The sequence below is a fragment of the Streptomyces sp. NPDC085937 genome (assembly GCF_044540535.1).
Lineage (GTDB): Bacteria > Actinomycetota > Actinomycetes > Streptomycetales > Streptomycetaceae > Streptomyces.
The window spans coordinates 268,532-292,368 of the sequence record NZ_JBITSH010000003.1; the positions used below are offsets into that span (position 1 = coordinate 268,532).

Genomic DNA, 23,837 nt, shown 5'->3' on the forward strand with positions numbered 1-23,837 from the left:
TCTCCGGGTCAGCGGCGCAGTTTGTAGCCGAAACCGCGGACGGTCTCGATGCGGTCGGCGCCGATCTTCCTGCGCAGTCGTTGCACGCACAGGTCGACGACCCGGGAGTCGCCGTCCCAGCCGTAGTCCCACACGTTGCGCAGCAGGGTCTGCCGGTCCAGCACGATGCCGGGGTGTTCGGCGAACTCCAGAAGCAGCCGCAGCTCGGTCGGGGCGAGCTCGACCTGCGTGCCGTCCCGGTACACCTCCAGTGCGGCGGGGTCGATGGCCAGGTCGCCGAAGACGAGCCGGTCCGGCGTGCCGGGCGGGCCGCCCGCCCGTGCGGGCGCGAAGGTGGCGCGGCGCAGCAGGGAGCGGATGCGGGCCACGAGGACGGCGGTGTCGACGGGCTTGACGACGTAGTCGTCGGCGCCCGCCTCGAGGCCGGACACCACGTCGAGGGAGTCGCCGCGGGCCGACATCATCAGGACGGGGGCGGTGCTGGTCTCCCTGATCCGGCGGCACAGTCCGATGCCGTCCAGGCCGGGCAGCATCACGTCGAGCAGCAGCAGGTCGTGGTGGCCCTCGCGGAACAGTTCCAGCCCGTCGAGCCCGTCGGCGGCCGTGACCACCTGGTAGCCGTAGCGCTCCAGGGCCAGGGCGACGGACCGGCGGATCACCTCGTCGTCCTCGACGAGGAGGACGGTGACGGCGGGGGTCTCAGGCATGTGCATCCAACGGGGCGTCGCAGGGTCGGTGAGGGCGGCGGGCAGGCCGGGCCGCCGTCCGGGGTCGGGGACCGGTACTCCATGATGCCTGGCCGCGTCGGTGATCCCCGCCGCCGGCCGGGGCGGGGTGGGGCTCACCTCCGCCCGGCCGAGCTGGGAGGACGCGGGGCGGATGCACAGCCGATACACAGCCGTGCGGTCGCCCGATGCACGGCCGCCGCACAGCTGCCGCACACCCGAGGCGTCGCCGACACCTCGGGTGCCGAAGGTGGCCGAAGTGCGGGGTCCGCGTGCGGGCGCCCTTCTATCATCAGCCGGATGATCTCCAACTGGCGTACCCGCAAGGGGCGATCACTCGGACCGGCCCTGTTGCTCACCCTCTCGCTGCTGCTGGCCGCGCTGTGCGTGCCGAGCGCCTCGGCCGCCATGTCCGGCTGTCAGGAGGACGGGAACTACGAGGCCTGCTTCATCTACGGCGGGACCGAGGACACGCTGCTCGTGTCCAAGATCCGGGGCAAGGTCGACGCGACCGCCAGGGCGTCGGCGGCCGGGGAGGCGGGCAACTACGTCCGCGTGGCCCTGTACGACTGGAAGGCCGACGGCGGCGGCCTGGCCCTCGCCTCGTCGCTCGTGGACGCCGCCAGGAGCGGGGTGAGCGTACGGCTGGTGATCGGCACGGCCGCCGCCTCCGTGAAGGCGGAGCTGGCCAAGGCGGACATCGGCATCACGTACTGCGCCGACGCCTGCGCGACCCCGGGCTCGGGGGCGATGCACAACAAGTTCTTCCTGATCAGGAAGGGCGCGACCAAGCTGGTCCTGCAGTCGTCCAGCAACATCGGTTCGACGCAGGCCCGGCACGCGCAGAACATGCTCGTCGTGCGGGACGACGACGCGCTGTTCTCCGCGTACGTCAACTACTGGCGCCGTCTGAACGCCAGGGGATGGACCTACGACGGCGTCACCTGGAGCACGGACGCCTCGCGGACGCACGACGGCGGCAACGACCTGTCCAAGGCGTACTTCTTCCCGCAGCCGGGCAGCACGCGGGTGGCCGACGTGCTGGGCAACGTCAGTGCCTGCGCGGAGGGCAACGACCGGGTGTGGCTGGAGGCCAGCCTGCTCGACTCCAGTTCCTACTCGGCGGGCGTCGCCGCCCAGTTGAACCGGCTGGAGTCGCTGGGCTGCGACGTGAAGATCGTGGTGCAGAAGGGCGCGGGGCGGGACACCCTGCTGGCCAAGGGCATCGCCTCGTCCCGTGTGCGGTGCGACGGCCACAGCCACAACAAGGTGATGGTGCTCGACGCGAAGTACGCGGGCCAGTGGCGCAAGGCCGTGTTCGTGGGCTCCTACAACCTGACCGAGAACTCCGCGACCCGCGCCAACGACGCGATGCTGCGTGTCGTCAACGGGTGGGTCACCAACCGGTACATCGAGCAGTTCCGTCAGCTGTGGACGAACCCGCGCCCCTGCGACTGACGAACCGGGGGCCCGGCGCCGCGCGTGCGCCGGGCCCCCGGCCGGGGTCACGTCAGCGTCTGCGGGGCCGGCCGGCCCCGATGCCCGCGACATGCAGGGCCAGGGCGGTCAGCCCCAGCAGCATGACGTTCACCGAGGAGAACACCTCGTTGGTTCCGATCTCTGCCGCGTTGATCAAAAAGGCGATGAAGAACAGCACCGCCGCCACTATGCCGAGCATGAACGAGCTCCTCTCGTCGGCATGTTGCCCGTATGCCCGGCCGTCGCGGACCCAGACCCGTCACATGCCGGAAGGCCGCGAAAGCCGCCCACGCCCCGCACGAGAGGGTACTGAGTGCCTTTACTCGTGGCACTCAGTGCCATAATCTGTGGCTGTGCGCGGTGGCACGGCCACCGGGCAGGCGCGTGCCCGGGCGACCGGACGCGTGGAAGTCCGGCCGAGTGCAGGGAGTTGACCAGCGTGTACCACTTCTCAGGGAACGTCGCTCAGCAGGCAGCCGGTTCCGCGACGCGCCTGCTCGAACCGCGGGGCGCGGACCAGGACGCGATGCTCTTCCAGCGGTGCACCTGGTGCGGCACGGCGATGTACCACCGGCTGCTGTGCCCGGTCTGCCAGGGCAGCGACCTGCGGACGGAGCGCAGCGAGGGCGTCGGTACGGTGCGCCACTCGACGGTGCTGCACCGCAACACCCCGGCGGCGCGCAACGTGTCGCTGATCGAGATGGCCGAGGGGTTCGTGGTGCGCGGGCGGGTCATGGGTCCGCCCATCGGCATCCACAGCGGCGACCGGGTGCGGCTGTCGACGGCGGAGGACCCGGTGCGCGGCGAGCCGGTGTTCCAGCTCGTGGACGAGCCGCTGCGCGCCTGGACCTGACCCGGCCCCGGCTCAACTGCCGTGCGTGGGGCCCCGGTCAGAGGGTGACGCGGATGCCCACCGTGCCGCTCGCACCGCGGCGCAGACGGCTGCCCAGCAGCGTCAGCCGGCCCATCAGGCCGTACTTGCGGGCGATGAGCTTCCGGTAGCGGGCCGTGGTGTCCGCGTCGCACACCTCGGCGGTGGCCGGTACCTGGTCGCCGGTCGGGTTGCCGCGTACGTCGCACGGTCCCACGAGGACGTCACCACGGGCGCGGACACGCTTCACCTTCCAGGAGTCGGCGGCGGTCCACACGCCGAGCGCGTCTCCGTCCCGCACCACCCACACCGGTGTGGCGACGGGCGTGCCGTTCTTCCGGAAGCTGGTGAGCAGCAGGTACTTCCCCGCCCCGAGCCGGTCCCGCAACGCGTCGTCCATGCCCCGAGTGTAGGCCCGTTCGCGGCCGAACCGCCGGGAATCGTCCCCGTGACGTGACCGGAAGCGATCACGGGACAGCGCGGGCCGAGGCGGCGGAAATAGGGATGCGGTACGACGGGTGGTCTGCGACAGTCTCGCGCTGTGAACAGTGACGATGTCGTTCTTCGCCGTGCCGACCCCGCGGACGCCCCGGCCGCGGCCGAGGTGTGGCTGCGTTCCTTCGCCGCCGCCCTGCCGTCGGTGCGCCGTGCGCATGACGACGCCGAGGTGAGGGCCTGGTTCTCGCACGTGGTCGTGCCCCGTCACGAGACCTGGGTGGCGGTCGTGGACAGCGGTGTGGTGGGTGTTCTCGTGCTGGAGGGAGGGGAGCTGGAGCAGCTCTACCTCGACCCGCCGTGGCGTGGGCGGGGGTTGGGCGACCGGTTCATGGCCCTGGCCAAGCAGCGGCGGCCGGACGGGCTCGCGCTGTGGACGTTCCAGGTCAACGAACCGGCCCGGCGCTTCTACGAACGGCACGGCTTCCTCGCGGTCGAGCACACGGACGGCTCGGGCAACGAGGAACGCGAGCCGGACGTCCGTTACCTCTGGCAGCCCCGCGGGACCGGCTGAGACCTCTGGCAGCCCCGCGGGACCGGCTGAGCCGTGGTGACCGCACGCCGGTCCTGTCAGCTCCGGTACCGCCGGCCTGACCGGCCTCGTCACGCTCGTGGACACGTCGAGTCGTGGAGGGACCCCGGTCTCGGGGTCGTACTCGACCACATCCAGCACCCGCCCGCCGCGGTCTGGGTGACACCGGCGCGCACACGGCCCACCAGGCGGTCCGCCGGCCGCTCCTTCGTAGGGAGGGGCGCTCCAGTCCTCCGGCCGGCGCGCGACGAACACGAACTCGCGGCCCGGACGGTCGGGGGCGTCCCGCACGTCCTCCAGGACGTAGCCGTGGCCGGCGAGGTCCGCCTCGACCTCCTCGCGCTCGCGGAAGCGCAGGGTCGAGTCCGAGGTCAGGACCGCTCCGTCCGACGCGAACACGAACGTCGTCCGGAAGGACACCGACGGGCCGTCCACGGCGGTCACTTCGTGCCAGCTCTCCACCCCGCCGACACCCGGCACGTCGGCGCTGACGTACGAGTGCTCGCGGGTCCAGCGTTCCCACGCGCGCCGGGCCGGGTCGCGGGTCTCGAAGACGAGACGGCCGCCGGGCCGCAGTGCCGCCCGGGCGCCGCGCAGGGTGGCGTGCCAGGTACCGGGGTCCACGATCGCCTGGGCGACGTTCGCCGTCATGGTGGCCAGGTCGGCCCGGAGCGGGGGCAGGTCCGTCGCGTCGCCCTCGATCCAGCGGACCCGCGCGGCGCCCGGCTTGGCGCGGGCGACGTCGAGGGACGCGGCGGCGGGGTCGACGCCTACGACGTCGATGCCGTGGTCCGCGAGGAGCAGGGCGAACACTCCCGTGCCGCAGCCGATGTCCAGCACCTGCCGGGCGCCGAACTCCCGGGCGATGCGCAGATAGGGGTCGAGGTCGCCGCGGTCGGGGTCGAGCGGGTCGTAGAGGGCCGCGAGCCGGGGGTGGGCGAAGCCGTCGTCAGCCACGGGCGCCGCCCGCCGCGCGCACGGCGTCGGCCATCCGCCGCACCGCGTCCGTGAGCACCTCGGGGGAGGTGGCGAGGTTCAGCCGGGCGTGGCCCGCGCCGCCCGTGCCGAAGGGCAGCCCGCCGGTGAGCGCCACCCGGCCGTGCGCGAGGAACGCCGCGGCGGGATCGTCGCCCAGGCCGAGGTCGCGGCAGTCGAGCCAGGCGAGGTAGGTGCCGTCGCCCGGGCGGTACCGGACGGCCGGCAGGTGTGCGGCCAACAGGCCGGTGAGCAGCCCGCGGTTGGCGTCGAGACCGGCGAGCAGGGCGTCCAGCCAGGCGACGCCGTCCCGCAGGGCGGCGGTGTGGGCGAGGATGCCGACATGGCTCGGTCCGTGGCCGACGATCTCGGGCATCCGCGCCAGCTCGTCGCCCGCCCCGGGCCCGGCGACGGCGAGGGCCGCCTTCAGCCCGGCCAGGTTCCACGCCTTGGACGCCGACATCAGCGACAGCCCGCGCTCGCCGCCGGGCACGCTCAGGTAGGGCACGAAGCGGGCGTCACCGAGCACCAGGGGCGCGTGGATCTCGTCGGCCACGACGCGCACCCCGTACCGCTCGGCGAGCGCCGCCACCGCCGTGAGCTCGTCGGCGGTGTGCACGGTGCCGGTCGGGTTGTGCGGGCTGCACAGCAGGTAGGAGGCGCGACCGCCGCCGGCCGTCACCTCGCGGAAGGTGTCCTCAAGGACGTCGAGGTCGAGTCGTGCGTCCGCGCCGAGCGGGGCCTCGACCACCCGGCGCTCCGCGTGCCGCACGAAGTCGAAGAAGGGCGGGTAGACCGGCGGGTTCACCACGACCGCGTCGCCTCGCCCGGTGACCAGCCGCAGCATCTCGACCACGCCCAGCATCACGTCGGGGACGATCGCGGTGCGCTCCACGGCGAGCCCGGGCCAGTCCCAGCGCTTGTCGGCGAAGGCGGCGAGCGCCTCGGCGTAGGCGGTGCCTGCGGGATACCCGGTGTCGCCGGTCCGCATCGCCTCCGTGACCGCGCGGACGACCGGTTCGGCCACGGGCACGTCCATCTCGGCCACCCACACGGGCAGGACGTCCTCGGGATGGGTCCGCCACTTCATGCTGGTGCGACGTTGCAGCTGATCCAGGGGGAGCGCCGTGAGGGGATTCGGTTCACCGGACGTGTCGTGCGGGATCCTGGTCATGAAACACACGATAGGGGGCGTGGTGTGGACCCACATCAGGATTTCGGGGCGCCGCCGGGAGACGGTGACGGGACGGTCCTGGAGATCGCCTGCGACGAGTCGGGGTCGGACGGCGAGAACCTGACCGGCGGGAACACCGACGTGTTCGCGCACGCCGGTGTGCACGTCCCCGTCCCCCACGCGGCCGGCGCGCTGCGCGAGATCCGCGGGCGGATCCGCTCACCGGCGTCCGAGTACAAGGCGACCCATCTGCTGCGCGAGAAGCACCGGGCGGTGCTGGAGTGGCTGCTCGCGCCCGGCGGTCCGCTGCACGGGACGGCGCGGGTGCACCTCACCGAGAAGTCGTTCTTCGTGGTGGACCGGCTGGCCGCCGTGCTGCTGGAGGACCCGGGCGCCGCGGTGGAGCTGTTCCGTACGGGGCGTGAGGCGCTCGGGGCGCGGGGGTGGCAGCGGTTCCTGTCCGTGGCCAACCGGCTGCTGCGCGGCCGTAACGGCGCGGAGCCCGGTTCCTCCGTACCACTGTTCTTCGAGACGCTCGACGACCTGTGCCAGGCGTACGCCGGTACGGCCGCGGCACCGGTGCTGGCCCGGCTGACGGCGGGGCGCGAGCGGGCCGAGGCCTACCGGGCGGGGCTGCTCGACGGCCCGGCGGCGCGCATCCCCGTCCTCAATCCGCTGCTCCCGGCGATCGTCGCCACGGCCGCGTACTGGAGTGGGCCCGGGCGCCGCCCGGTGCGGCTGGTGCACGACCGGCAGAACCTGCTGACGCCCGAGCGCATCGCCTGGATCGAGGACGCCGCCCGGCACTCCGGAGTCGCTCTGCGGGAGGTGCGGCTGGTCGTCGCGCGGGACGATCCGCGGGTGCAGCTGGCGGACTTCCTCGCCGGGATCGCCCGGAAGGCGGCCGGCGACGCGCTGCGCGGCGCCGGCGACCCGCGGCTCGTTCCGCTGTTGCGTCCCTACGTGGACCCGGCGTCGGTGTGGGGGGACGCCCGTAGCGCGGCCGCGCTGGGCCTCGGCGCCCCCGACTCCCCGGCGCGTGCGGCCGGTTGAGCGTGGGGCCGGGCACATCGGCGTGCGCGCGGACTGAACGCGGCGGGCCCCGGGTCCGTATGGACGGGGGGCACTCGGCTCGGAGGAGGCCCCGCGGTGCGCGCACCGCGTGTCGAGGTTCTGGAGCCATGCATGAGGCACGCACGACGACGGGTGGTCCGGCGAGTGACACGGCTGGCGGCCGTCGGCGGACTCCTGCTCGGCGCCACGATGGTCACGCAGGCCGTGGCCAGTGAGCCGGGCACGCCCGACGCCGTCCCGTTCTCCACCGCGTCGCCCGCCGACAAGGCCGCCGCAGGGCCGGGCGCGGCCCTGGTCCAGCGGCTCGGCACATCGCGTACGGCGGGCAGCTGGATCGGGTCGGACGGCAGGACGGTGGTCGCGGTCACCGACGAGGAGGCGGCGGCCGAGGTGCGGGCCGCGGGCGCCGAGCCGAAGATGGTGCGCCACAGCATGGACGACTTCGACTCCGCCACGAAGACGCTGAGTTCGGCGCCGCGCGTGCCCGGCACGGCCTGGCTGAAGGACTACCGGACCAACCAGGTGGTGGTGCGCGGCGACACCACGGTGTCCGCGGACGACTGGTCGGCGCTGACCGATGTCGCGGACGGCATCGGGGACTTCGTGCGGATGGAGCGGGTCGGGGGCGTTTTCAGCACCCGCCTCAACGGGGCCCTGCCGATCCTGTCGACGGCCGGGCGCTGTTCGGCCGGGTTCAACGTGACCGACGGGGAGAAGGACTTCATCCTCACGGCCGGTCACTGCGGCCCGGAGGGGTCGGTGTGGTTCGCCGACGACGGGGGCCGGCAGGCGGTCGGCACGACCGTCGGGCTCAGCTTCCCGGGTGACGACTACTCGCTGATCGCGTACGCCGGCGGCACGGCGGGGGCCGACCCGGGTGTGGTCGCGGTGGGCGGCGGCAAGGGTGTGCGGATCACCGGGGTGGCCGACCCGGCCGTGGGGCAGCGGATCTTCCGCAGCGGCAGCACCAGCGGGCTGCGCGACGGGGAGGTGACCGCGCTCGACGTGACGGTGAACTACCCGGAGGGCACGGTCGGCGGGCTGATCGAGTCGGACGTGTGCGCGGAGCCGGGTGACAGCGGCGGGCCGATGTTCTCGGAGGGGGTCGCGCTCGGCGTCACGTCCGGTGGCAGCGGCGACTGCCGCGCGGGCGGTACGACGTACTTCCAGCCGCTGACGAAGGCGCTGACCGACCTGGACGTGCGGCTGATCGTGGCGCCCCAGGAGGGCGGAGGTGCCGCCGACCCCTCCCCCGCGCCGTCGCAGGCGCAGGGTGTGGCGGCGCCGGACTCCGCCTCGCCGGGGTCGTCGGCCCCGGTGCGGGACATCCTGCCGGATCCGTCGACGCTGCTGTCGCGGCTGGCCGACCCGCGGAACGTGGGGCCGGGGCTGCTGGTGATGGGCGGGAGCCTGGTCGCGCTGGTGGCGTCCCGCTGGATCAGGGCCGAGCAGGACCGCAAGGCGTACCGGCGGCAGTACTCGGCGCTGTGGGGCTGAGAGGTGGAAAGGGCACCCGTGCGCCCACGGGTGCCCGGTCGTGCCGCCGAGGACGGTCAGGCCGCCGTGGCCGCCTGCGGGAGGGCCGAGGCCCACTCCTCGACCAGGCGCTGGTACTCCTCGCGCTGTTCGACGCTGAGTGTCCCGCCCGACCGGAGCCACAGAGCCCGGATCTCCTCGTTGACCTCGGCAGCCGATCGCTCGGAGGAAGGTTCAACACTGGTGGACATACCGTGAAGCATACGGCCCCGGAGGTGAAGACGCTGTGAGTAATCGCACGCCCATCGGGCATTTCGGACAGTGTTGCTGATCACGTCCATCTGGCAAGCAACGTGGGCGAGTTCACACCCGACGCGCCGCGTGGCGCCCGGCCGCGGGCCGGGCGCCGGGGGACCTCAGGTGCCCGGCTTGCGGCCGTACACGTAGACGTCGTCGCCCGTCTTCAGCAGCGACCAGTACTTCTTGGCGGCGGTCTTGGTCATGTTGACGCAGCCGTGCGAGCCGGGCGGGTTCCACATGCTGACACCCACGGAGTGGAAGGCCTGCCCGCCGTCGAAGAACTGGCTGTACGGCATCGGCACGTCGTAGATGGTCGAGACGTGGTTCTTGTTCCGCCAGTAGACCTTCTCCAGGCCGGTGCGGGTCTCGTACCCGTTGCGTCCGGTGCGGACCGGCACGGGGCCGTAGACCAGCTTCTTGCCGTCCTGGATCCAGCTGAGCTGGAGGGTCAGGTTGACGCAGGCGATGCGCCCCTTGTTGGTGGGGCACTTGCCGGCCTTGTTCGGATTCTTGCCGACCGCCTTCTGCTTGTTCATCAGATCCATGACGCCCCAGGTCACGGGGCCCGCGTATCCGATGTTCGGCCTGATGCCGTGCTTGTTCTGGAAGGCACGGATCGCCTTGCAGTCGGCGGCGGACTGCTTGCCGTCGACCGGGCGGCCGAGGAACTTCTCGACCTTCTTCTGGTACGGCCCCGCCGAGGTGGTGCAACTCGCGGCCTGGGCCGGTGACGCCCCGAGCACGAGCGTGAGCGGGGCCACCAGTGCGGTGACCCCCAGGGCGACGACACCCCGTCTACGTATGTCCCCCATGGTCCGTTTCGCCTTTCCCGCGAAGGTGTGCGCTGGCCGCGCACTCTGCCAGGTAGACGGCCTGGGAGGAAATTCGGTTGTACGCGCAACCGGACCGTTATGTCCGCCACTCCGGGCACTTCGACGTGAGCTGCCTCACGCCGGACGACCCGCTGTGCGCGGCCCGTCACCTCCCGGCGTGGTCCACCGCCCGGTGGAAGCCGTGGTTGACGGCCGTGACGCCGCCGTCGACGACCAGGGTGGTGCCGGTGATCCAGGACGCGTCACGGGAGGCGAGGAACGTCACGGCGGCCGCGATGTCCTCCGGCTCACCGACCCGGCCCAGGGGGTAGAGCTTCGAGATCGCCGCCATGTCGTCGTCCCGGCCCGCCCAGGCGCGGGTACGGACCGTCCCGGGCGCCACGAGGTTGACCCGGACGCCCCGGGGGCCGGCGTGCCCGGCGAGGGTGCGGGTGAGGGAGATCAGGCCCGCCTTGGCGGCGCTGTAGGCGTGGTTGCCGAAGTCCTGCAGCCCGTTGACCGAGCCGACGGTGACGATCGCGCCCCGGCCGGACGCCTCCAGGTGTGCCAGGGCGGCCCGGCAGCACCGGTAGGCGCCGGTGAGGGTGACGTCCAGGTCCGCGGTCCACTCCTCCTCCGGCTCGTCCTCGAAGCGGGGCGCGTCCGGGGTGCAGTGCGCGGCGTTGTTCACCAGCACGTCGAGCGAGCCGAAGCTGCGGACGGCGTGGGCCACGGCCGCCTCCACGGACGCCCGGTCGGACACGTCGCAGACGACGGCCTCCACCGTCAGTCCGCGTCCGCGCAGCTCCGCCGCAGTGTGCTCCCCCGCGTCCGGGTCGGCGTCCGCGATCAGGACGCCCGCTCCCTCCTCGGCGAACCGCCTGGCGGTGGCGGCGCCGATGCCGCGCGCCGCCCCGGTGATGAGAACCCCGTACCCCGCGAAGCGTCCTGTGTCCGTCGTCATGGGGTGAAGGTAGCGGCTCGGACGATCACCACGGCAAGCCCTTTTCCGCACCGCCCGGCCCCGATTTCAGCGATAGCCGGTGACGTCCGCCGGCCGGCCCGGGTCCTGCACCTCCACCAGGTAGCGCCAGGCATCGGGGCGGCTGCCGTCGAGGTCGGTGAAGCCGTACTCCAGGGCGAGACCGCCGCTGGAGAGGGAGGTGCCGTTGAAGCGGGCCACGTCCGGGTCGGCGGCGAGCGCGGCGACGGCGCGGCCCACGTAGCGCGGTGTCTCGGAGATGGCGAAGTGCGGCACCTTCTCCAGCGCGTCGCGCCAGTTGTCCTCCCGCACCCCGAACTCGTCGAGCATGATCTCCGAACGCATCCAGCCGGGGGTGAGGGCGACGGCCGTGGCGCCGCGCGGGCCGAGCTCCTGGCCGAGGGCGAACGCCATGCGCAGCACCGAGGACTTGGCTAGGTCGTAGAAGAAGGAGACCCGGTAGTGGTCGCGGTTGTAGTCCGCGGTGCCGTCGGTGAGCTCGACGACCAGTCCGCCGGGGCGGCGCAGCAGCAGCGGCAGTGCGTGGTGGCTGGTGATCGCGTGGGTCTCCACCGCCAGGCGCAGCAGCCGCAGTCCCTTGTCGAGGTCGTGCTCCCAGACGGGCGCCTCCCAGTCGAAGAGCTTCTCGCCGCCCCAGATGTCGTTGACCAGGACGTCGAGGCGGCCCTGCTCGGCGTCGATCCGGTCGACGAGCGTCTTCACCTGCGCCGGGTCCAAATGGTCGGTGGGCACGGCGATGCCCCGGCCGCCGGCCTCGGTGACCAGGTCGGCGGTGTCCTCGATCGTCTCGGGGCGGTCGTACTCGGAGCGGCGGGCGCGGGTGCTGCGGCCCGTGACGTACACCGTGGCGCCCGCCGCGCCGAGTTCCACGGCGATGCCCCGTCCGGCTCCCCGGGTCGCCCCGGCCACCAGCGCGACCTTGTCCCGCAACGCCTGTGTCATGTGTTTCCGGCCTTCCGCTCGCTCGTTCCGTCCGTCGACGACGAGCCTGACGGGTAAGCCGGACATCCTCTGTCGCCTTTTCGGCGGGGATCACCCGGGGCGTCGTCGGGTTCACCCGGACGCGCCCGCACGGTCGGTGCGCGCGGGGAGCGGGCGCGCGCCGACACCGTGCGCGCCCGGACGCCGGTGCGTCCGGGCGCGTGGCGTCCCGGTCAGTGGCCGCGGGCGATCCACTCCTCCAGGTGCGGCGCCTCGGCGCCGATGGTGGTCGGATCGCCGTGGCCGGTGAGGACCTTCGTCTCGGGCGGCAGGGTGAGCAGCCGGTCCCGGATCGAGTCGATGATCGTCGGGAAGTGCGAGAAGGAACGGCCGGTGGCGCCCGGGCCGCCCTGGAAGAGGGTGTCGCCCGTGAACACCGCCGCGAGCCCCGGGTCGTACAGGCAGACCGCGCCGGGGGCGTGGCCCGGGGTGTGCAGCACGGTGAGGTCGGCGCCGCCGGCCTCGATCACCTGCTCGTCGGCGAGCCAGGCGTCGGGGTCGCGGTCCGGGTGGGTCTGCTTCCACAGCTGCAGGTCGTCGGGGTGCAGCCAGATCATGGCGCCGGTGCGGTCGGCGAGTGCGGGGGCGGCGTCGATGTGGTCGTTGTGGGCGTGGGTGCACACGATGGCGGTCAGGCGCCGGTCACCCACCGCCTCGGCGATGGCGTCGGCGTCGTGGGCCGCGTCGATGACGACGGCCTCGTGGTCGTCACCCACGATCCAGACGTTGTTGTCGACGTCCCAGGTGCCCCCGTCGAGGCTGAACTGACCGGAGGTGACGAGGCGTTCGATGCGGGCGGTCATCACAGCACCACCACCGAACGCAGCACGTCGCCGCGGTGCATCCGCTCGAACGCCTTCTCCACCTCGTCCAGGGCGATGGTCTCGGTGACGAACGCGCCGAGGTCCAGGCGGCCCTGGAGGTGCAGGTCGATCAGCATCGGGAAGTCCCGGGAGGGCAGACAGTCGCCGTACCAGGAGGACTTGAGGGAGCCGCCGCGGCCGAAGACGTCGAGCAGCGGCAGTTCGATCGTCATCTCGGGGGTGGGGACGCCGACCAGGACGACCGTGCCGGCCAGGTCACGGGCGTAGAAGGCCTGCCGGTAGGTCTCGGGGCGGCCGACGGCCTCGATGACGACGTCGGCGCCGAACCCGCCGGTGAGTTCCCGGACGGCCTCCACCGGGTCCGACTGACGGGAGTTGACCGTGTGGGTGGCGCCCATGGAGCGCGCGGTCTCCAGCTTGCGGTCGTCGATGTCGACGGCGATGATCTTCGCCGCGCCGGCCAGCCGGGAGCCGGCGATCGCCGCGTCCCCGACACCGCCGCAGCCGATGACGGCGACCGAGTCGCCGCGGCCCACGTTGCCGGTGTTGATCGCGGCGCCGATGCCGGCCATCACGCCGCAGCCGAGCAGCCCGGCCACCTCCGGCGCGACGGCGGGGTCGACCTTGGTGCACTGTCCGGCGGCGACCAGGGTCTTCTCGGCGAAGGCGCCGATACCGAGCGCCGGGGAGAGCTCGGTGCCGTCGGTCAGGGTCATCTTCTGCTTGGCGTTGTGCGTGTCGAAGCAGTACCAGGGGCGTCCGCGCAGACAGGCGCGGCAGGTGCCGCACACCGCCCGCCAGTTGAGGATCACGAAGTCCCCGGGCGCCACGTCGGTGACGTCGTCGCCGACCGACTCGACGACACCGGCGGCCTCGTGGCCGAGGAGGAAGGGGAAGTCGTCGTTGATGCCGCCCTGTTTGTAGTGCAGGTCCGTGTGGCACACCCCGCACGCCTGGACGCGCACGACCGCCTCGCCGGGGCCCGGGTCGGGTACGACGATCGTCTCGATCCGTACCGGCTCGTCCTTGCCGGGTGCGATCACGCCGCGTACTTCCTGGGCCATGGTGCTGACTCCTTCGTCGGCCGGGTCCGTCTTCCCTCCGACCCTACGCGGGAATGATCGGCTCCGCCGCCCACCGTGCGGGGCGTCCGCCCGGGAGACGTAGCCTGAACATCCGTCCGACGCCGAGGGGGCCACGTGAGCATCGCAGGGGAACAGACCGGCAGCCCGGCCTGGCGACTGCTTCTCGGGTACGTACGGCCGCACCGGTGGGCGTTGCTGGGCGGTGCGGCGCTGTCCCTGGTGACCGGTGCGACGGGGCTGGTGCTGCCGCTGGTGGCCCGGGAGCTGATCGACGACCTCGCCCACGACCGTGCCGTGACCGGCGCGCTGCTGCTGATGTCGGCGTTGGTGATCGCCAACGCGGTGCTGGGCGCGGTGGGTTCCTACGTGCTGCGGCGCACGGCGGAGTCGGTGGTGCTCGGGGCGCGGCGCACGCTGTCGTCGTATCTGCTGCGGCTGCGCGTCGCCGCCGTGGACCGCGCCGAGCCGGGCGACCTGATGGCCCGCGTCACCTCCGACACCACGCTGCTGCGCGAGGTGACCACCGATTCGCTGATCGGTCTGGGGACCGGCGGCCTCACCCTGGTCGCCACCGTGGTGCTGATGGGCTTCGTGGACCCGGTGCTGCTGGCGGTCACCCTCGGCGTGATCGCGCTGGCGGGCACGATGCTCGGGGTGATCGTGCCCCGGATCCAGCGGGCGTCCCGCCAGGCGCAGGACGCGGTGGGCGTCATGGGGGCCTCGCTGGAGCGGGTGCTGGGCGCGCTGCGCACCGTGAAGGCGTCGGGTGCCGAGCCGCGCGAGGAGCACACGCTGCACGAGGCCGCGCGGGAGTCGTGGCGGATGAGCGTGCGGGCGGCCAAGTGGTCGGCGGCGGCGGGCAACACGGCGGGGCTGGCGATGCAGCTGGCGTTCATCACGGTGCTGGCGGTGGGCGGCGCGCGGGTGGCGACGGGGGCCATCGACATCGGGACGCTGGTGGCGTTCCTGCTGTTCGTGTTCTATCTGATGGCGCCGATCTCGCAGGTCGTCGGCGCGGTCACGCAGTACCAGGCGGGCAGCGCCGCGCTCGCCCGGATCCAGGAGGCGCTGCGGCTGCCCGCCGAACCGGACGCCCGCCCGGCCGAGTTGCCGACGCCCGGTGCCGCCCCGGCCGCCGTCGCCTTCGAGGACGTGCGGTTCCGCTACGCCGACGATCTGCCGTACGTCCACCACGGGGTGACGTTCGCCGTGCCCGCGCAGGGGCTCACCGCGTTCGTCGGGCCGTCCGGCGCGGGCAAGACCACGGTGTTCTCCCTCATCGAGCGGTTCTACGACCCCGAGTCGGGCGTGATCACCGTGGACGGGCGGGACCTGGCCGACTGGGACCTGCCCGAACTGCGGGCCGCGATCGGGTACGTGGAGCAGGACGCGCCGGTGCTGTCGGGTTCCCTGCGGGACAACCTGTTGCTGGGCAACCCCGGGGCGGACGACGCCGCGCTGACGCGGGTGCTGAAGACGACCCGCCTCGACGGTCTGGTCTCCCGGCTGCCGGACGGCCTCGACACCCTCGTCGGACATCGCGGCACCAAGCTGTCGGGCGGTGAGCGCCAGCGGGTCGCCATCGCCCGCGCCCTGCTGCGCCGGCCCCGTCTGCTGCTGCTCGACGAGGCGACCTCGCAGCTGGACGCGGTGAACGAGGCCGCGCTGCGGGACACCGTCGCCGACGTGGCCCGCACGACCACGGTGCTGGTGGTCGCGCACCGCCTGTCCACCGTGACGGCGGCCGACCGCATCGTGGTGATGGACGCGGGCCGCGTCCGCGCGGTCGGCACGCACCGTGAGCTGGTCGCCTCGGACCCCCTGTACGCGGAACTGGCCGCGACGCAGTTCCTGGCGACGGCAGGCTGACGCGGGGGCGGCGGCCCGTGCCCCGCCGGTGGGGCTTGCCCAGGGTCGCGGGGCGGAGGAGGCTCGTAGGAGAGGCCGTAGGGGCCCGCCGGAGTTCCGGGCCGCGGCCTCGGAGGAGGTGGGTCATCATGACGACCGCCGCACACCCTGCCTTCGGCACCGACACCCTGCGCCGGGGCATCGAGGCGGACACCCCGGCGATGCTGACCTCGCTCTACGCGGACGACGCGGAGCTGCGCGTCGTGGACCACGTGAGCGGACCGAGCCGGCCGAAGGTGCTGCACGGCAAGGACGAGATCGCCGCCATGCTGGACGACGTCTACAGCCGCGACATGACGCACGCGCTGGAGGCGTGCGTCGTGCAGGGCGACCACGCCGCCTACTGCGAGAGCTGCCGCTACCCGGACGGGGTGCGGGTGCTCTCGGAGTCGATGTTGACACTGCGCGACGGGCAGATCACGGGGCAGGTGATGATCCAGGCGTGGGACGAGTGACATCGCGGGCGCGGGGTTGCGCCGGAAGCGTCACGGCTGCGTCCGCGTCGCGTCCGGCTCGGTGAGCGTCGTCCTCGTCGCGTCCACGAAGGTCTCGACGAGCGGTGAGGGGCGCTCGCCGGCCCAGGCGAGCGCCACCTCGCCGGGCGGTGCGTCGGTGACGGGCAGGTAGGCGATGTCGGGGCGCGGGAAGACCGCCGCGACCGACTCCGGCACGAACACCACACCGCTCCCGGCGCGGACGTACGCCAGGATCTCCTCCATGTCGTGCACGTCCGGCCCGCGCCGCCACGGTGTGCCGTCGGGCCGGGGGTCGGCGTTCCAGACGGCCGACCACGCGGGGGCGGCGCCCGCGTACCGCAGCAGCGGTTCGTCGGCGAGGTCGCGCAGCCCGACCGTGGCCTCGCCGGCCAGCGGATGGCGGACGGGCAGCACCGCGCACAGCCGCTCCCGGTACAGCGGCAGCACGCGCAGCCGCCCGGAGTCGACGGGCAGACGGACGAAGCCGACGTCGGCGGTGCCGTCGAGCAGGTCGGTCGCCTGGCTCCACCAGCGCAGTCGCACCAGCTCGATGCGAACCTGCGGCCGGCGCGCGGAGAACGCGTGCAGCGGCGCGGTGATGTCGGAACTCAGCATGAAGCCGACCTTCAGCACGCCCTCCCCGGCGGCGATCCGCCGGACGCGGTTCCGCGCGGCGCGGGCGGCGGCCAGGAGCTCCCGGGAGTCGTGGAGGAACTGCTCGCCGGCGGGCGTGAGGGCGACCTCCCGGCTGCTGCGGTGGAACAGGACCACGCCCAGATCGTGCTCCAGCTGCTGGATCTGCCGGGAGAGCGCGGGCTGGGTGACGTGCAGCGCCGCCGCGGCCTGACCGAAGTGCAGCCGTTCGGCGACCGCGACGAAGGACCGCAGCCTGCGCAGATCCAGATCCGTCTGTCCGCCGTCCATGCCGTCTTCTCCCCTGCTGCCTGCGCCGATGCACCGACGTCATCGTAGGCACCGAAGGAAGCATTGGACCTCCGGGAAACCGCAGGTCACGCTGGTTCGTGTACTGCGGGCGACACCGATCCTCCGCCCGCCCCCTCCCCCCTCTCCTGGAGTGTTCGTCATGATGCGTGCCGCCGTCGCCGTCGGGGCCGACGCCCCGCTCGCCCTGCAGGACCTGGAGATCCCCGAACCGGGTCCGGGCGAGGTGCTCGTCAAGGTCACCGCCTGCGGGGTCTGCTTCACCGACCTCAACCTGCTGCGCGGCCACTATCCGTTCGCCCGTTTCCCGGTCGTGCCGGGCCACGAGATCACCGGCGTGGTCACGGCCGTGGGACCCGGTGTCACCTTCCCCGAGGTCGGCACCGCCGTGGGCGGCCAGTTCCTGTACGACTCCTGCGGTCACTGTGACTACTGCGTGCGCGGCGACCAGATCCTCTGCCCGCGCAAGGTGATCACCGGCATCGTCGCGGACGGCGGTTACGCCCCGTACGTGCTGCTGAAGGCGGGCTTCGTCACGCCGCTGCCGCACGGCCTGGACCCGGTGGCCGCCGCGCCGCTGATGTGCGCCGGGCTGACCGCCTTCAACGGGCTGCGCCAGGGCGGCATACGGGCCGGCGCCCGGGTCGCCGTCGTGGGCGCCGGGGGCGTGGGCGCGCTGGCGGTGCGGTACGCCGTCGCCATGGGAGCGCGGGTCGCCGTCGTCGGCCGGTCCCGGCACGGCGAGGACGCGGCGAAGGCGCTCGGCGCGGAACTGTTCGTCGCTGCCCGGGAGTCGGACCCGGCGAAGGCCCTCAAGGCGTGGGAGGGCGGCGCGGACCTGGTGCTGAACGCCTCCCCGTCCACCGAGGCGGCCACCGCCACGCTGGGCGGGCTGGCCCCGGACGGCACCCTGATGCTGTGCGGCTACGGCCCGGAGCCGCTGGTGCTGCCGACCCAGCCGATGATCCTCAACCGGCTGCGGGTGGGGGCGTCCCCGTCCGGCTCGCCGCACGACCTGCGCGACACCCTGGCCTTCTCGGCCGCGCACGGCATCCTCCCCGACGTCACGCCGATCAGTCTGGACGAGGCCCCGGCCGTGCTGGACGCGATGAACGCGGGCACCTCCCGCGGCCGCAGCGTCATCGTCTTCTGACCCCGCTCCCCGCCCCCGCTTTCCCCAGGAGCCCATCATGTCCGCTCACGTCATCCTGATCACCGGCGCCTCCAGCGGCTTCGGGGCGCTGACCGCCCGTGCCCTCGCGGACGCCGGGCACACCGTCTACGCCGGGATGCGGCACACCGCCGGGCGCAACGCCCCGGCGGTCGCCGAGGCCCGCGCGTACGCGGAGGAGCACGAGGCCGACCTGCGCACCGTCGAACTCGACGTCTCCCGCCAGGACTCGGTGGACGCGGCCGTCGCCTCGGTCACCGAGGAGGCGGGACGCGTCGACGTGGTCGTCCACAACGCCGGCCACATGGTGCTCGGCCCCGCCGAGTCCTTCACCCCCGAGCAGCTCGCCGAGATCTACGACACCAACGTGCTGTCCACGCAGCGGGTCAACCGGGCGGTGCTGCCGCTCATGCGGGAGCGCCGGGACGGCCTGCTGGTGTGGGTCGGCTCCACCAGCACCTACGGCGGCACGCCGCCGTACCTCGCCCCGTACTTCGGCGCCAAGGCGGCGATGGACCACCTGGCGAAGAGCTACGCCGTGGAGCTGTCCCGGTTCGGCATCGACACCTCGATCGTCGTGCCCGGTTCGTTCACCTCCGGCACCAACCACTTCGCGCACGCGATGCGTCCCGAGGACACGGCGACGGCCGAGGCGTACGACGAGCTGTACGAGGGGCTGATGGACGACGTCGGCAAGCGGCTGGCCGCGCTGTCGCCGCCGGACGCGGACGCGGGCGAGGTCGCCCGCACGATCGTGGCGGTGGTCGACGCGCCGAAGGGCGAGCGGCCCTTCCGGGTGACCGTCGACCCCGCCGACGACGGTTCGGAGAGGGTCAGCGAGGTGGCCGACCGGATCCGCTCCGAGTTCTACGACCGCATCGGCTTCACCGATCTCCTCATCACCGGGACACCGGCCGACGGCTGACCGGGGCTGGTATGACTGGGTGCATGCATGCAGACACCGCCCGGTCGGCCATCGACACGTTCATCTCGGCGTTCAACGCCTCCGACGACGCCTACGTGACCTCGCTGCTGTCCCAGGCGCTCACCTCGGACGTGGTCTTCTGGGGGCCGCTGGGCCGCAGCGAGGGCATCGAGGCGGTGGAGCGGTTCGTGCTGGACATCCGGCGGCACCCGGCCGGGTCCGGCACGATGGTCCGCTGCTCGGGGGTGGACATGCCCGACGAGTGGGCCCGGTACCGGTGGGTGTTCACGACCCCCGACGACGGGCCCCGGCTGGCCGGGACGGACGTCGTCCACCTTCGTCGGGGGCTGATCGACCAAATGATCATCTTCGCGGGCGACATCGCTCCGGCCGGCTGACGCTCCGTCATCCGCTCGGCTTCGGTGTCTCCGGCGGACGGAGGATCGCCAGGAGCTGGCGGACCAGTTCGTCCACCACCTCGTCGAGGGTCGCCTCGACCCACCCCGCGTTCCAGTCGTGCAGCAGCCCGTTGACACTGCCGATGAACCCGGTCGCGGCGAGCCGGTGGTCGCGGGGCGGTGCCTCACCGCGGGCGACGGCGGCCTCCGCCTCGGCGCAGATGAGGTCGACCCAGCGGGCACGGCGGGTCAGCCGCTGCTTCTCCAGGCGCGGGCTCACCCCGATGATCTCCACGAAGGCGATGCGGATGCGGCGCGGGTCGCGGGTGACGTCGGCCGCGTAGGCGCGGAAGATCGCCGCGGCGCGCTCCGCGATCGGCGCGCCGGCCGCCTCGGCGGCCGCGGTCAGGACCGCCGCCTCGGCCCAGTCGTTGACCTGAAGGTGCAGCGCGGCGAGGACGTCCTCCAGGGTGCGGAACTCCTCGTAGAACTGACGGGTCGACAGTCCCGCGGCCTCACTGAGGGCGGCGACGGTGGTGGACCGGTACCCGGGCCCGCCGCCGAAGAGTTCGAGGGCCGCGTCGAGGAAGCGCCGGCGCCGCTCGGCCTTCCGCTCCTCGGCGGACTTCCCGGCGTACCGGCCGCTCGGTGCGCCCAGTCTGCCCCCCATCGGACCTCCCCTCCTCGCTTCCGGCGATTTTGTCGTGTCCGCGGTCTTGTGAAGAGGGGCAGCCCTTACCTACTTTTCAGTAAGTTCATTCTGAAAGCCCGCCTGTTCAGATTCCCCTCCCGCAATTGGCATGTCCCGCTCATAGCGCCCCCACCCGCAGAGGAGACCCCGCCATGCCGATCCGCAGCAGACACCTGTGCACCCTCGCCGCCGTCCTCGCCCTGACCGTCACCGCCCCCGCCGGCGTCGCGAGCGCCGCCGGCCAGGCACCCTCCGCGGACCTGCGGGAGGTGCTGTTCGTGGGCAACAACTGGGACGGCACCGCCGACGTCATCGAATCGGGCGGTGACTTCGGACGGATCGGCCGGATCGACGTGGTCCCCGACAAGGCGCAGCGGATGGCGGAGATCAACGCCAACCCGATCCGCTGGATCTACTTCATGGCCATCCGCAACAGCGTCGGTGAGGGGCACGACCAGTTCGTCGACGACATGTACTCCACCCCGGACGGCACCGCGGTGGTGGTCTCCCGGCCCAGCTTCGCCGACGTCGTCTCGCTCGACCTGGCCACCGGACAGGTCAACTGGCGTTTCGCCGTGTCCGGTTACCGGGCCGACCACATGGCCGTGTCGCCCGACGGCACCCGGGTCGCCGTCTCGGCCTCGACGTCCAACACGGTGCACGTCCTCGACATCACGACCGGCGAGCAGGTCGGCTCGTTCAAGACGGGCGACAAGCCGCACGAGAACGTCTTCAGCCGCGACGGCCGCCACATCTGGAACATGTCCATCGGCGAGGTGAACACCGACCTGGACGCGCCCTGGCTGGACTGGACGAAGGGCGACCGCAAGATCACGGTCGCCGACGCGCGGACGTTCCAGCAGGTCAAGGTCATCGACATGCGGGACCGGCTGGACGCTGCCGGTTTCAGGGACCACTCCGACGCCGTCCGCCCGGCGGCCTTCTCCCCCGACGAGTCGAAGCTGTACTTCCAGGTGTCGTTCTTCAACGGCTTCTTCGAGTACGACGTCACCACCGACCGGATCACCCGCGTCAAAACTCTGCCGAAGAACCCGGCGACCAGCGAGGACCGCACCACCTGGGTCAACGACTCGCGCCACCACGGCATCACGATGAAGCCCGACGGCGCGAAGCTGTGCGTGGCGGGCACGATGGACGACTACGCGACCGTGGTCGACCGCGACACCTTCGAGCACGGTCCGCTCGTCCCGGTCTCCAAGCCGTACTGGGCGACCGTGAGCGGTGACGGAGAGTCCTGCGTGGTCTCCGAGAGCGGCGCCGACCGGATCACCGCGATCGACTTCGCGACGGGCGAGAAGACCGTGTCGGTCCCCGTCGGTGACCACCCGCAGCGGGTCCGGCTCGGCCATGTGCGGGAGGGCTGGACCGCCCCCTCCGGCGGCTGATCCGGCGCGGCGGGTGGGCCGTGCGCGTCAACCGCCCACCCGTCGCACCACGTTGAGCAGGTACTCCCTGCGGTTCAGCGGGTTGTGGTCGGTGCGCGGCCGGTGCGGCACCGGGCCGTGCGTGACGGGCGCGTAGTGCCCGAACCGGGTCTCCAGCTCGCCCTCGCCCCGCGTCAGCCCCGGCAGCCGCTGCTCCAGCTCCCGCACCCGGGCCGCCGGCACCGTGCCCTCCAGGACGCCGAGCGCGCCCCGGGTGCCGGTGGTCCGCGGCACGGCGCCCAGTCCGCCGAGGACCGGCAGCAGGGCGCCCAGGGTGTCCGCCGGGGCCTCGATCCGGAAGTGGTGCACGGGCTCGTGCACCACGGTGCCGGCCCGGCGCAGCGCGTCCATCAGCACCAGCGGGGTGAGCCCGCGGAAGTCGGCACCGGTGCTCGACATGCTCTTGTCGAAGCGCTGGTGGGCGTGGCTCTGACGGGGCCAGTACCCGCAGTGCGTCATGGTGACCGCGCAGTCGGTGACCTGCCAGCCGTGCGGCCCCTGCCCGAGCGTGGTCCGCACGGTGTCCTCCACCGCCTTGAAGAAGGCGTACGGCATGGCGCCCAGCTCGACCTCCAGGCGGAAGTCCGTGCCGGAGCCGGGCGGCGCCGGGTCGACCCGCAGCCCGACCGTGGCGATGAAGGGGTTGCCGTCCTGCCTGATGAACTCGGCGGCCTCCCCCGGCCCGGCGAGCCGCTCCACGCACAGCGGGGTGGTGCCGCGGAAGGTGACGTCGAGCCCGTACTCCTCGGCGAGGGTGGCCTGGACGACCTCCTTCTGGACCTCGCCGTAGAGCGACACGGAGGTCTCGCGCCGCCGTTCGTCGTGGCGCAGCCCGATCAGCGGGTCCTGTTCGGCGAGCTGGGCGAGCGCGAGGTGCAGCCGGCCCGGGTCGACGCCTTCCCCGGGCACCACGACGGTCTCCAGGGTGGGCGGCGAGAAGAACTGCCGTTGTTCCTTCGGAGGTTCGCCGATCGCGTCGCCGACGCGGACGTCCGTCAGGCCCCACAGCCGGGCGATCCGGCCCGCCTCCACGGCATCCGTGCGGCTGTCCGCGCCGTGGTCGAAGACGCTGAGGCCCGTGACCCGGCCTTCCGCGACTTTCCCGGCGCCGACCGGGATCCGGTCGCGGGCGCGCAGGGTGCCGGAGAACAGGCGCGCGTAGGCGATCTTCTCCCCCGCGGGGCCCCGCTCCACCTTGAACACGGTGCCGGACAGCGGCCCGTGGGGCGAGCCGCTGGATTGGGGCAGCAACTCCCGCACCCCGGTGAGCAGTTCACCGACGCCCGCGCCGGTGACGGCGGAGCCGAAGAACACCGGGTGAACAAGCGCCTGACGGGTCTGCCCGGCCACGGCCTCCCGCATCCGGGCCGGCGTGAGCGTTCCGTCGACGTACGCGGCGAGCAAGCCGTCGTCGTGGTCGGCGAGGACGTCCAGGGCGGACGGCACCGGGCCGGGCACGAAGCGTGCGTCCCGGGTGCCGAGCCCTTCGGTGGTGCCCATGGGCGCGAGCGCGGGGGTCAGGCGTGCCGCCATCTCCCGGAGCAGTTCCGCCTCGCGCGCCCCGCGCCGGTCGATCTTGTTGACGAAGATCAGGGTGGGCAGGGACAGCCGGCGCAGGACGCGCATCAGCACCCTGGTCCGTGCCTGGACGCCCTCGACGGCGGAGAGCACCAGCACGGCGCCGTCCAGCACGCCGAGCACCCGCTCCACCTCGGCGACGAAGTCCGGGTGGCCGGGGGTGTCCAGCAGGTTGACGGTGATGTCGTCGAGCGGGAACGAGACGACGGCCGACTTGATGGTGATGCCGCGCCGGCGCTCCAGCGCGAGGGTGTCGGTGGTGGTGCTGCCGTCGTCGACGCTGCCCAGCTCGTCGATCACGCCGGCGGTGTGCAGCAGCCGCTCGGTCAGGCTGGTCTTACCGGCGTCGACATGGGCGAGGATTCCCAGATTGAGCACGTGCACGAAGCGTCATGTCCTTCGGAGTGAGGGGTGTTCCTTCCTGGGGGGACATGAACGTTCCTCGCACTGCTGCTCCTCGGTTCCCGACGGCGGTTCCCCAGCAGTGGACCAGACGG

24 protein-coding genes and 1 pseudogene are annotated in these 23,837 nt (G+C 72.7%); 11 read left to right on the forward strand and 14 right to left on the reverse strand.

The genetic code is table 11. The features are described 5' to 3' along the window. Positions 1–8: 8 nt before the first annotated feature. Positions 9–707, reverse strand: a complete 699-nt coding sequence (gene cseB, locus ACIF8S_RS08260) for a two-component system response regulator CseB (protein ID WP_399998081.1) — start codon at positions 705–707, stop codon at positions 9–11. A gap of 318 nt (positions 708–1,025) precedes the next feature. Here cseB and ACIF8S_RS08265 point away from each other — a divergent pair, with 318 nt between their 5' ends. Next, positions 1,026–2,183, forward strand: coding sequence for a phosphatidylserine/phosphatidylglycerophosphate/cardiolipin synthase family protein (locus ACIF8S_RS08265; RefSeq protein WP_399998082.1), 1,158 nt, complete (start codon positions 1,026–1,028; stop codon positions 2,181–2,183). Positions 2,184–2,235: 52 nt separating this feature from the next. Here the strand turns inward: ACIF8S_RS08265 and ACIF8S_RS08270 are convergent, their stop codons facing one another. Next, entirely contained in the window at positions 2,236–2,403 is a 168-nt protein-coding gene (locus ACIF8S_RS08270; protein ID WP_167534540.1) for a hypothetical protein, read from the reverse strand. 240 nt (positions 2,404–2,643) lie between these two features. Here ACIF8S_RS08270 and ACIF8S_RS08275 point away from each other — a divergent pair, with 240 nt between their 5' ends. Then, the gene (locus tag ACIF8S_RS08275; RefSeq protein ID WP_399998083.1) at positions 2,644–3,057 is read left to right on the forward strand and encodes a Zn-ribbon domain-containing OB-fold protein; all 414 of its coding nucleotides are present in this window, start codon (positions 2,644–2,646) and stop codon (positions 3,055–3,057) included. A gap of 37 nt (positions 3,058–3,094) precedes the next feature. Here the strand turns inward: ACIF8S_RS08275 and ACIF8S_RS08280 are convergent, their stop codons facing one another. Then, complete coding sequence (locus tag ACIF8S_RS08280; protein ID WP_399998477.1) at positions 3,095–3,475, reverse strand: PPOX class F420-dependent oxidoreductase; 381 nt, start codon at positions 3,473–3,475, stop codon at positions 3,095–3,097. Between the two features lie 141 nt (positions 3,476–3,616). Between ACIF8S_RS08280 and ACIF8S_RS08285 the strand changes: the two genes are divergently transcribed. Continuing rightward, positions 3,617–4,084, forward strand: a complete 468-nt coding sequence (locus ACIF8S_RS08285; RefSeq protein WP_399998479.1) for a GNAT family N-acetyltransferase — start codon at positions 3,617–3,619, stop codon at positions 4,082–4,084. Between the two features lie 252 nt (positions 4,085–4,336). On the opposite strand, the pseudogene ACIF8S_RS08290 reads toward ACIF8S_RS08285, so the two are convergent. Next, positions 4,337–5,059, reverse strand: a pseudogene (locus tag ACIF8S_RS08290) (class I SAM-dependent methyltransferase); the annotation flags it as partial. Next, positions 5,052–6,251, reverse strand: coding sequence for a MalY/PatB family protein (locus ACIF8S_RS08295; protein WP_399998084.1), 1,200 nt, complete (start codon positions 6,249–6,251; stop codon positions 5,052–5,054). The gene ACIF8S_RS08295 and the pseudogene ACIF8S_RS08290, both read right to left, overlap by 8 nt. A 24-nt stretch (positions 6,252–6,275) precedes the next feature. Between ACIF8S_RS08295 and ACIF8S_RS08300 the strand changes: the two genes are divergently transcribed. Together ACIF8S_RS08300 and ACIF8S_RS08305 are read left to right on the forward strand one after the other, a co-directional pair. Further along, the gene (locus ACIF8S_RS08300; RefSeq protein WP_399998085.1) at positions 6,276–7,304 is read left to right on the forward strand and encodes a hypothetical protein; all 1,029 of its coding nucleotides are present in this window, start codon (positions 6,276–6,278) and stop codon (positions 7,302–7,304) included. A 132-nt stretch (positions 7,305–7,436) separates the two neighbouring features. Then, complete coding sequence (locus ACIF8S_RS08305; RefSeq protein ID WP_399998086.1) at positions 7,437–8,822, forward strand: S1 family peptidase; 1,386 nt, start codon at positions 7,437–7,439, stop codon at positions 8,820–8,822. 56 nt (positions 8,823–8,878) lie between these two features. On the opposite strand, the gene ACIF8S_RS08310 is transcribed toward ACIF8S_RS08305, so the two are convergent. The 6 genes from ACIF8S_RS08310 to ACIF8S_RS08335 all read right to left on the reverse strand — a co-directional run bounded on the left by ACIF8S_RS08310 (position 8,879) and on the right by ACIF8S_RS08335 (position 13,785). Further along, positions 8,879–9,064: a hypothetical protein gene (locus tag ACIF8S_RS08310; protein WP_145824623.1), complete on the reverse strand. Its 186-nt coding sequence runs from the start codon at positions 9,062–9,064 to the stop codon at positions 8,879–8,881. Positions 9,065–9,217: 153 nt separating this feature from the next. Next, a complete protein-coding gene (locus ACIF8S_RS08315; RefSeq protein ID WP_349794702.1) occupies positions 9,218–9,913 on the reverse strand; it encodes a L,D-transpeptidase in 696 nt (231 codons plus the stop codon). 166 nt (positions 9,914–10,079) lie between these two features. Beyond that, positions 10,080–10,877, reverse strand: a complete 798-nt coding sequence (locus ACIF8S_RS08320) for an SDR family NAD(P)-dependent oxidoreductase (RefSeq protein ID WP_399998087.1) — start codon at positions 10,875–10,877, stop codon at positions 10,080–10,082. 66 nt (positions 10,878–10,943) lie between these two features. Continuing rightward, a complete protein-coding gene (locus ACIF8S_RS08325) occupies positions 10,944–11,858 on the reverse strand; it encodes an SDR family oxidoreductase (RefSeq protein WP_399998088.1) in 915 nt (304 codons plus the stop codon). Positions 11,859–12,070: 212 nt separating this feature from the next. After that, positions 12,071–12,700, reverse strand: coding sequence for an MBL fold metallo-hydrolase (locus tag ACIF8S_RS08330; RefSeq protein WP_399998089.1), 630 nt, complete (start codon positions 12,698–12,700; stop codon positions 12,071–12,073). After that, positions 12,700–13,785 (reverse strand): S-(hydroxymethyl)mycothiol dehydrogenase, encoded by a 1,086-nt coding sequence (locus tag ACIF8S_RS08335; protein WP_399998091.1) that lies wholly within the window; start codon positions 13,783–13,785, stop codon positions 12,700–12,702. Before ACIF8S_RS08335 ends, ACIF8S_RS08330 begins: the two co-directional genes overlap by 1 nt. Before the next feature lie 135 nt (positions 13,786–13,920). Here ACIF8S_RS08335 and ACIF8S_RS08340 point away from each other — a divergent pair, with 135 nt between their 5' ends. Continuing rightward, the gene (locus ACIF8S_RS08340) at positions 13,921–15,675 is read left to right on the forward strand and encodes an ABC transporter ATP-binding protein (protein ID WP_399998092.1); all 1,755 of its coding nucleotides are present in this window, start codon (positions 13,921–13,923) and stop codon (positions 15,673–15,675) included. Positions 15,676–15,803: 128 nt separating this feature from the next. Then, positions 15,804–16,169, forward strand: a complete 366-nt coding sequence (locus tag ACIF8S_RS08345; protein WP_399998093.1) for a nuclear transport factor 2 family protein — start codon at positions 15,804–15,806, stop codon at positions 16,167–16,169. A gap of 30 nt (positions 16,170–16,199) precedes the next feature. On the opposite strand, the gene ACIF8S_RS08350 is transcribed toward ACIF8S_RS08345, so the two are convergent. Next, positions 16,200–17,114 carry a LysR family transcriptional regulator gene (locus tag ACIF8S_RS08350; protein ID WP_399998094.1) on the reverse strand — a complete coding sequence of 305 codons (915 nt, stop codon included), beginning with the start codon at positions 17,112–17,114 and terminating at the stop codon, positions 16,200–16,202. A gap of 160 nt (positions 17,115–17,274) precedes the next feature. Here ACIF8S_RS08350 and ACIF8S_RS08355 point away from each other — a divergent pair, with 160 nt between their 5' ends. The 3 genes from ACIF8S_RS08355 to ACIF8S_RS08365 are packed head-to-tail and all read left to right on the forward strand — an operon-like array spanning position 17,275 to position 19,626. Then, complete coding sequence (locus ACIF8S_RS08355; protein ID WP_399998095.1) at positions 17,275–18,285, forward strand: alcohol dehydrogenase catalytic domain-containing protein; 1,011 nt, start codon at positions 17,275–17,277, stop codon at positions 18,283–18,285. A gap of 37 nt (positions 18,286–18,322) precedes the next feature. Then, positions 18,323–19,228, forward strand: a complete 906-nt coding sequence (locus tag ACIF8S_RS08360; protein ID WP_399998096.1) for an SDR family oxidoreductase — start codon at positions 18,323–18,325, stop codon at positions 19,226–19,228. A 23-nt stretch (positions 19,229–19,251) separates the two neighbouring features. Then, positions 19,252–19,626, forward strand: coding sequence for a nuclear transport factor 2 family protein (locus ACIF8S_RS08365; RefSeq protein ID WP_150155091.1), 375 nt, complete (start codon positions 19,252–19,254; stop codon positions 19,624–19,626). Between the two features lie 7 nt (positions 19,627–19,633). Here ACIF8S_RS08365 and ACIF8S_RS08370 read toward each other — a convergent pair whose 3' ends face one another. Then, positions 19,634–20,296, reverse strand: a complete 663-nt coding sequence (locus tag ACIF8S_RS08370; protein WP_399998097.1) for a TetR/AcrR family transcriptional regulator — start codon at positions 20,294–20,296, stop codon at positions 19,634–19,636. A 173-nt stretch (positions 20,297–20,469) separates the two neighbouring features. Between ACIF8S_RS08370 and ACIF8S_RS08375 the strand changes: the two genes are divergently transcribed. Then, on the forward strand, positions 20,470–21,723 hold the full coding sequence (locus tag ACIF8S_RS08375) for a YncE family protein (protein ID WP_399998099.1): 1,254 nt from the start codon (positions 20,470–20,472) through the stop codon (positions 21,721–21,723). Between the two features lie 27 nt (positions 21,724–21,750). Here the strand turns inward: ACIF8S_RS08375 and ACIF8S_RS08380 are convergent, their stop codons facing one another. After that, complete coding sequence (locus ACIF8S_RS08380) at positions 21,751–23,724, reverse strand: GTP-binding protein (RefSeq protein WP_399998100.1); 1,974 nt, start codon at positions 23,722–23,724, stop codon at positions 21,751–21,753. Positions 23,725–23,837: the final 113 nt, after the last annotated feature.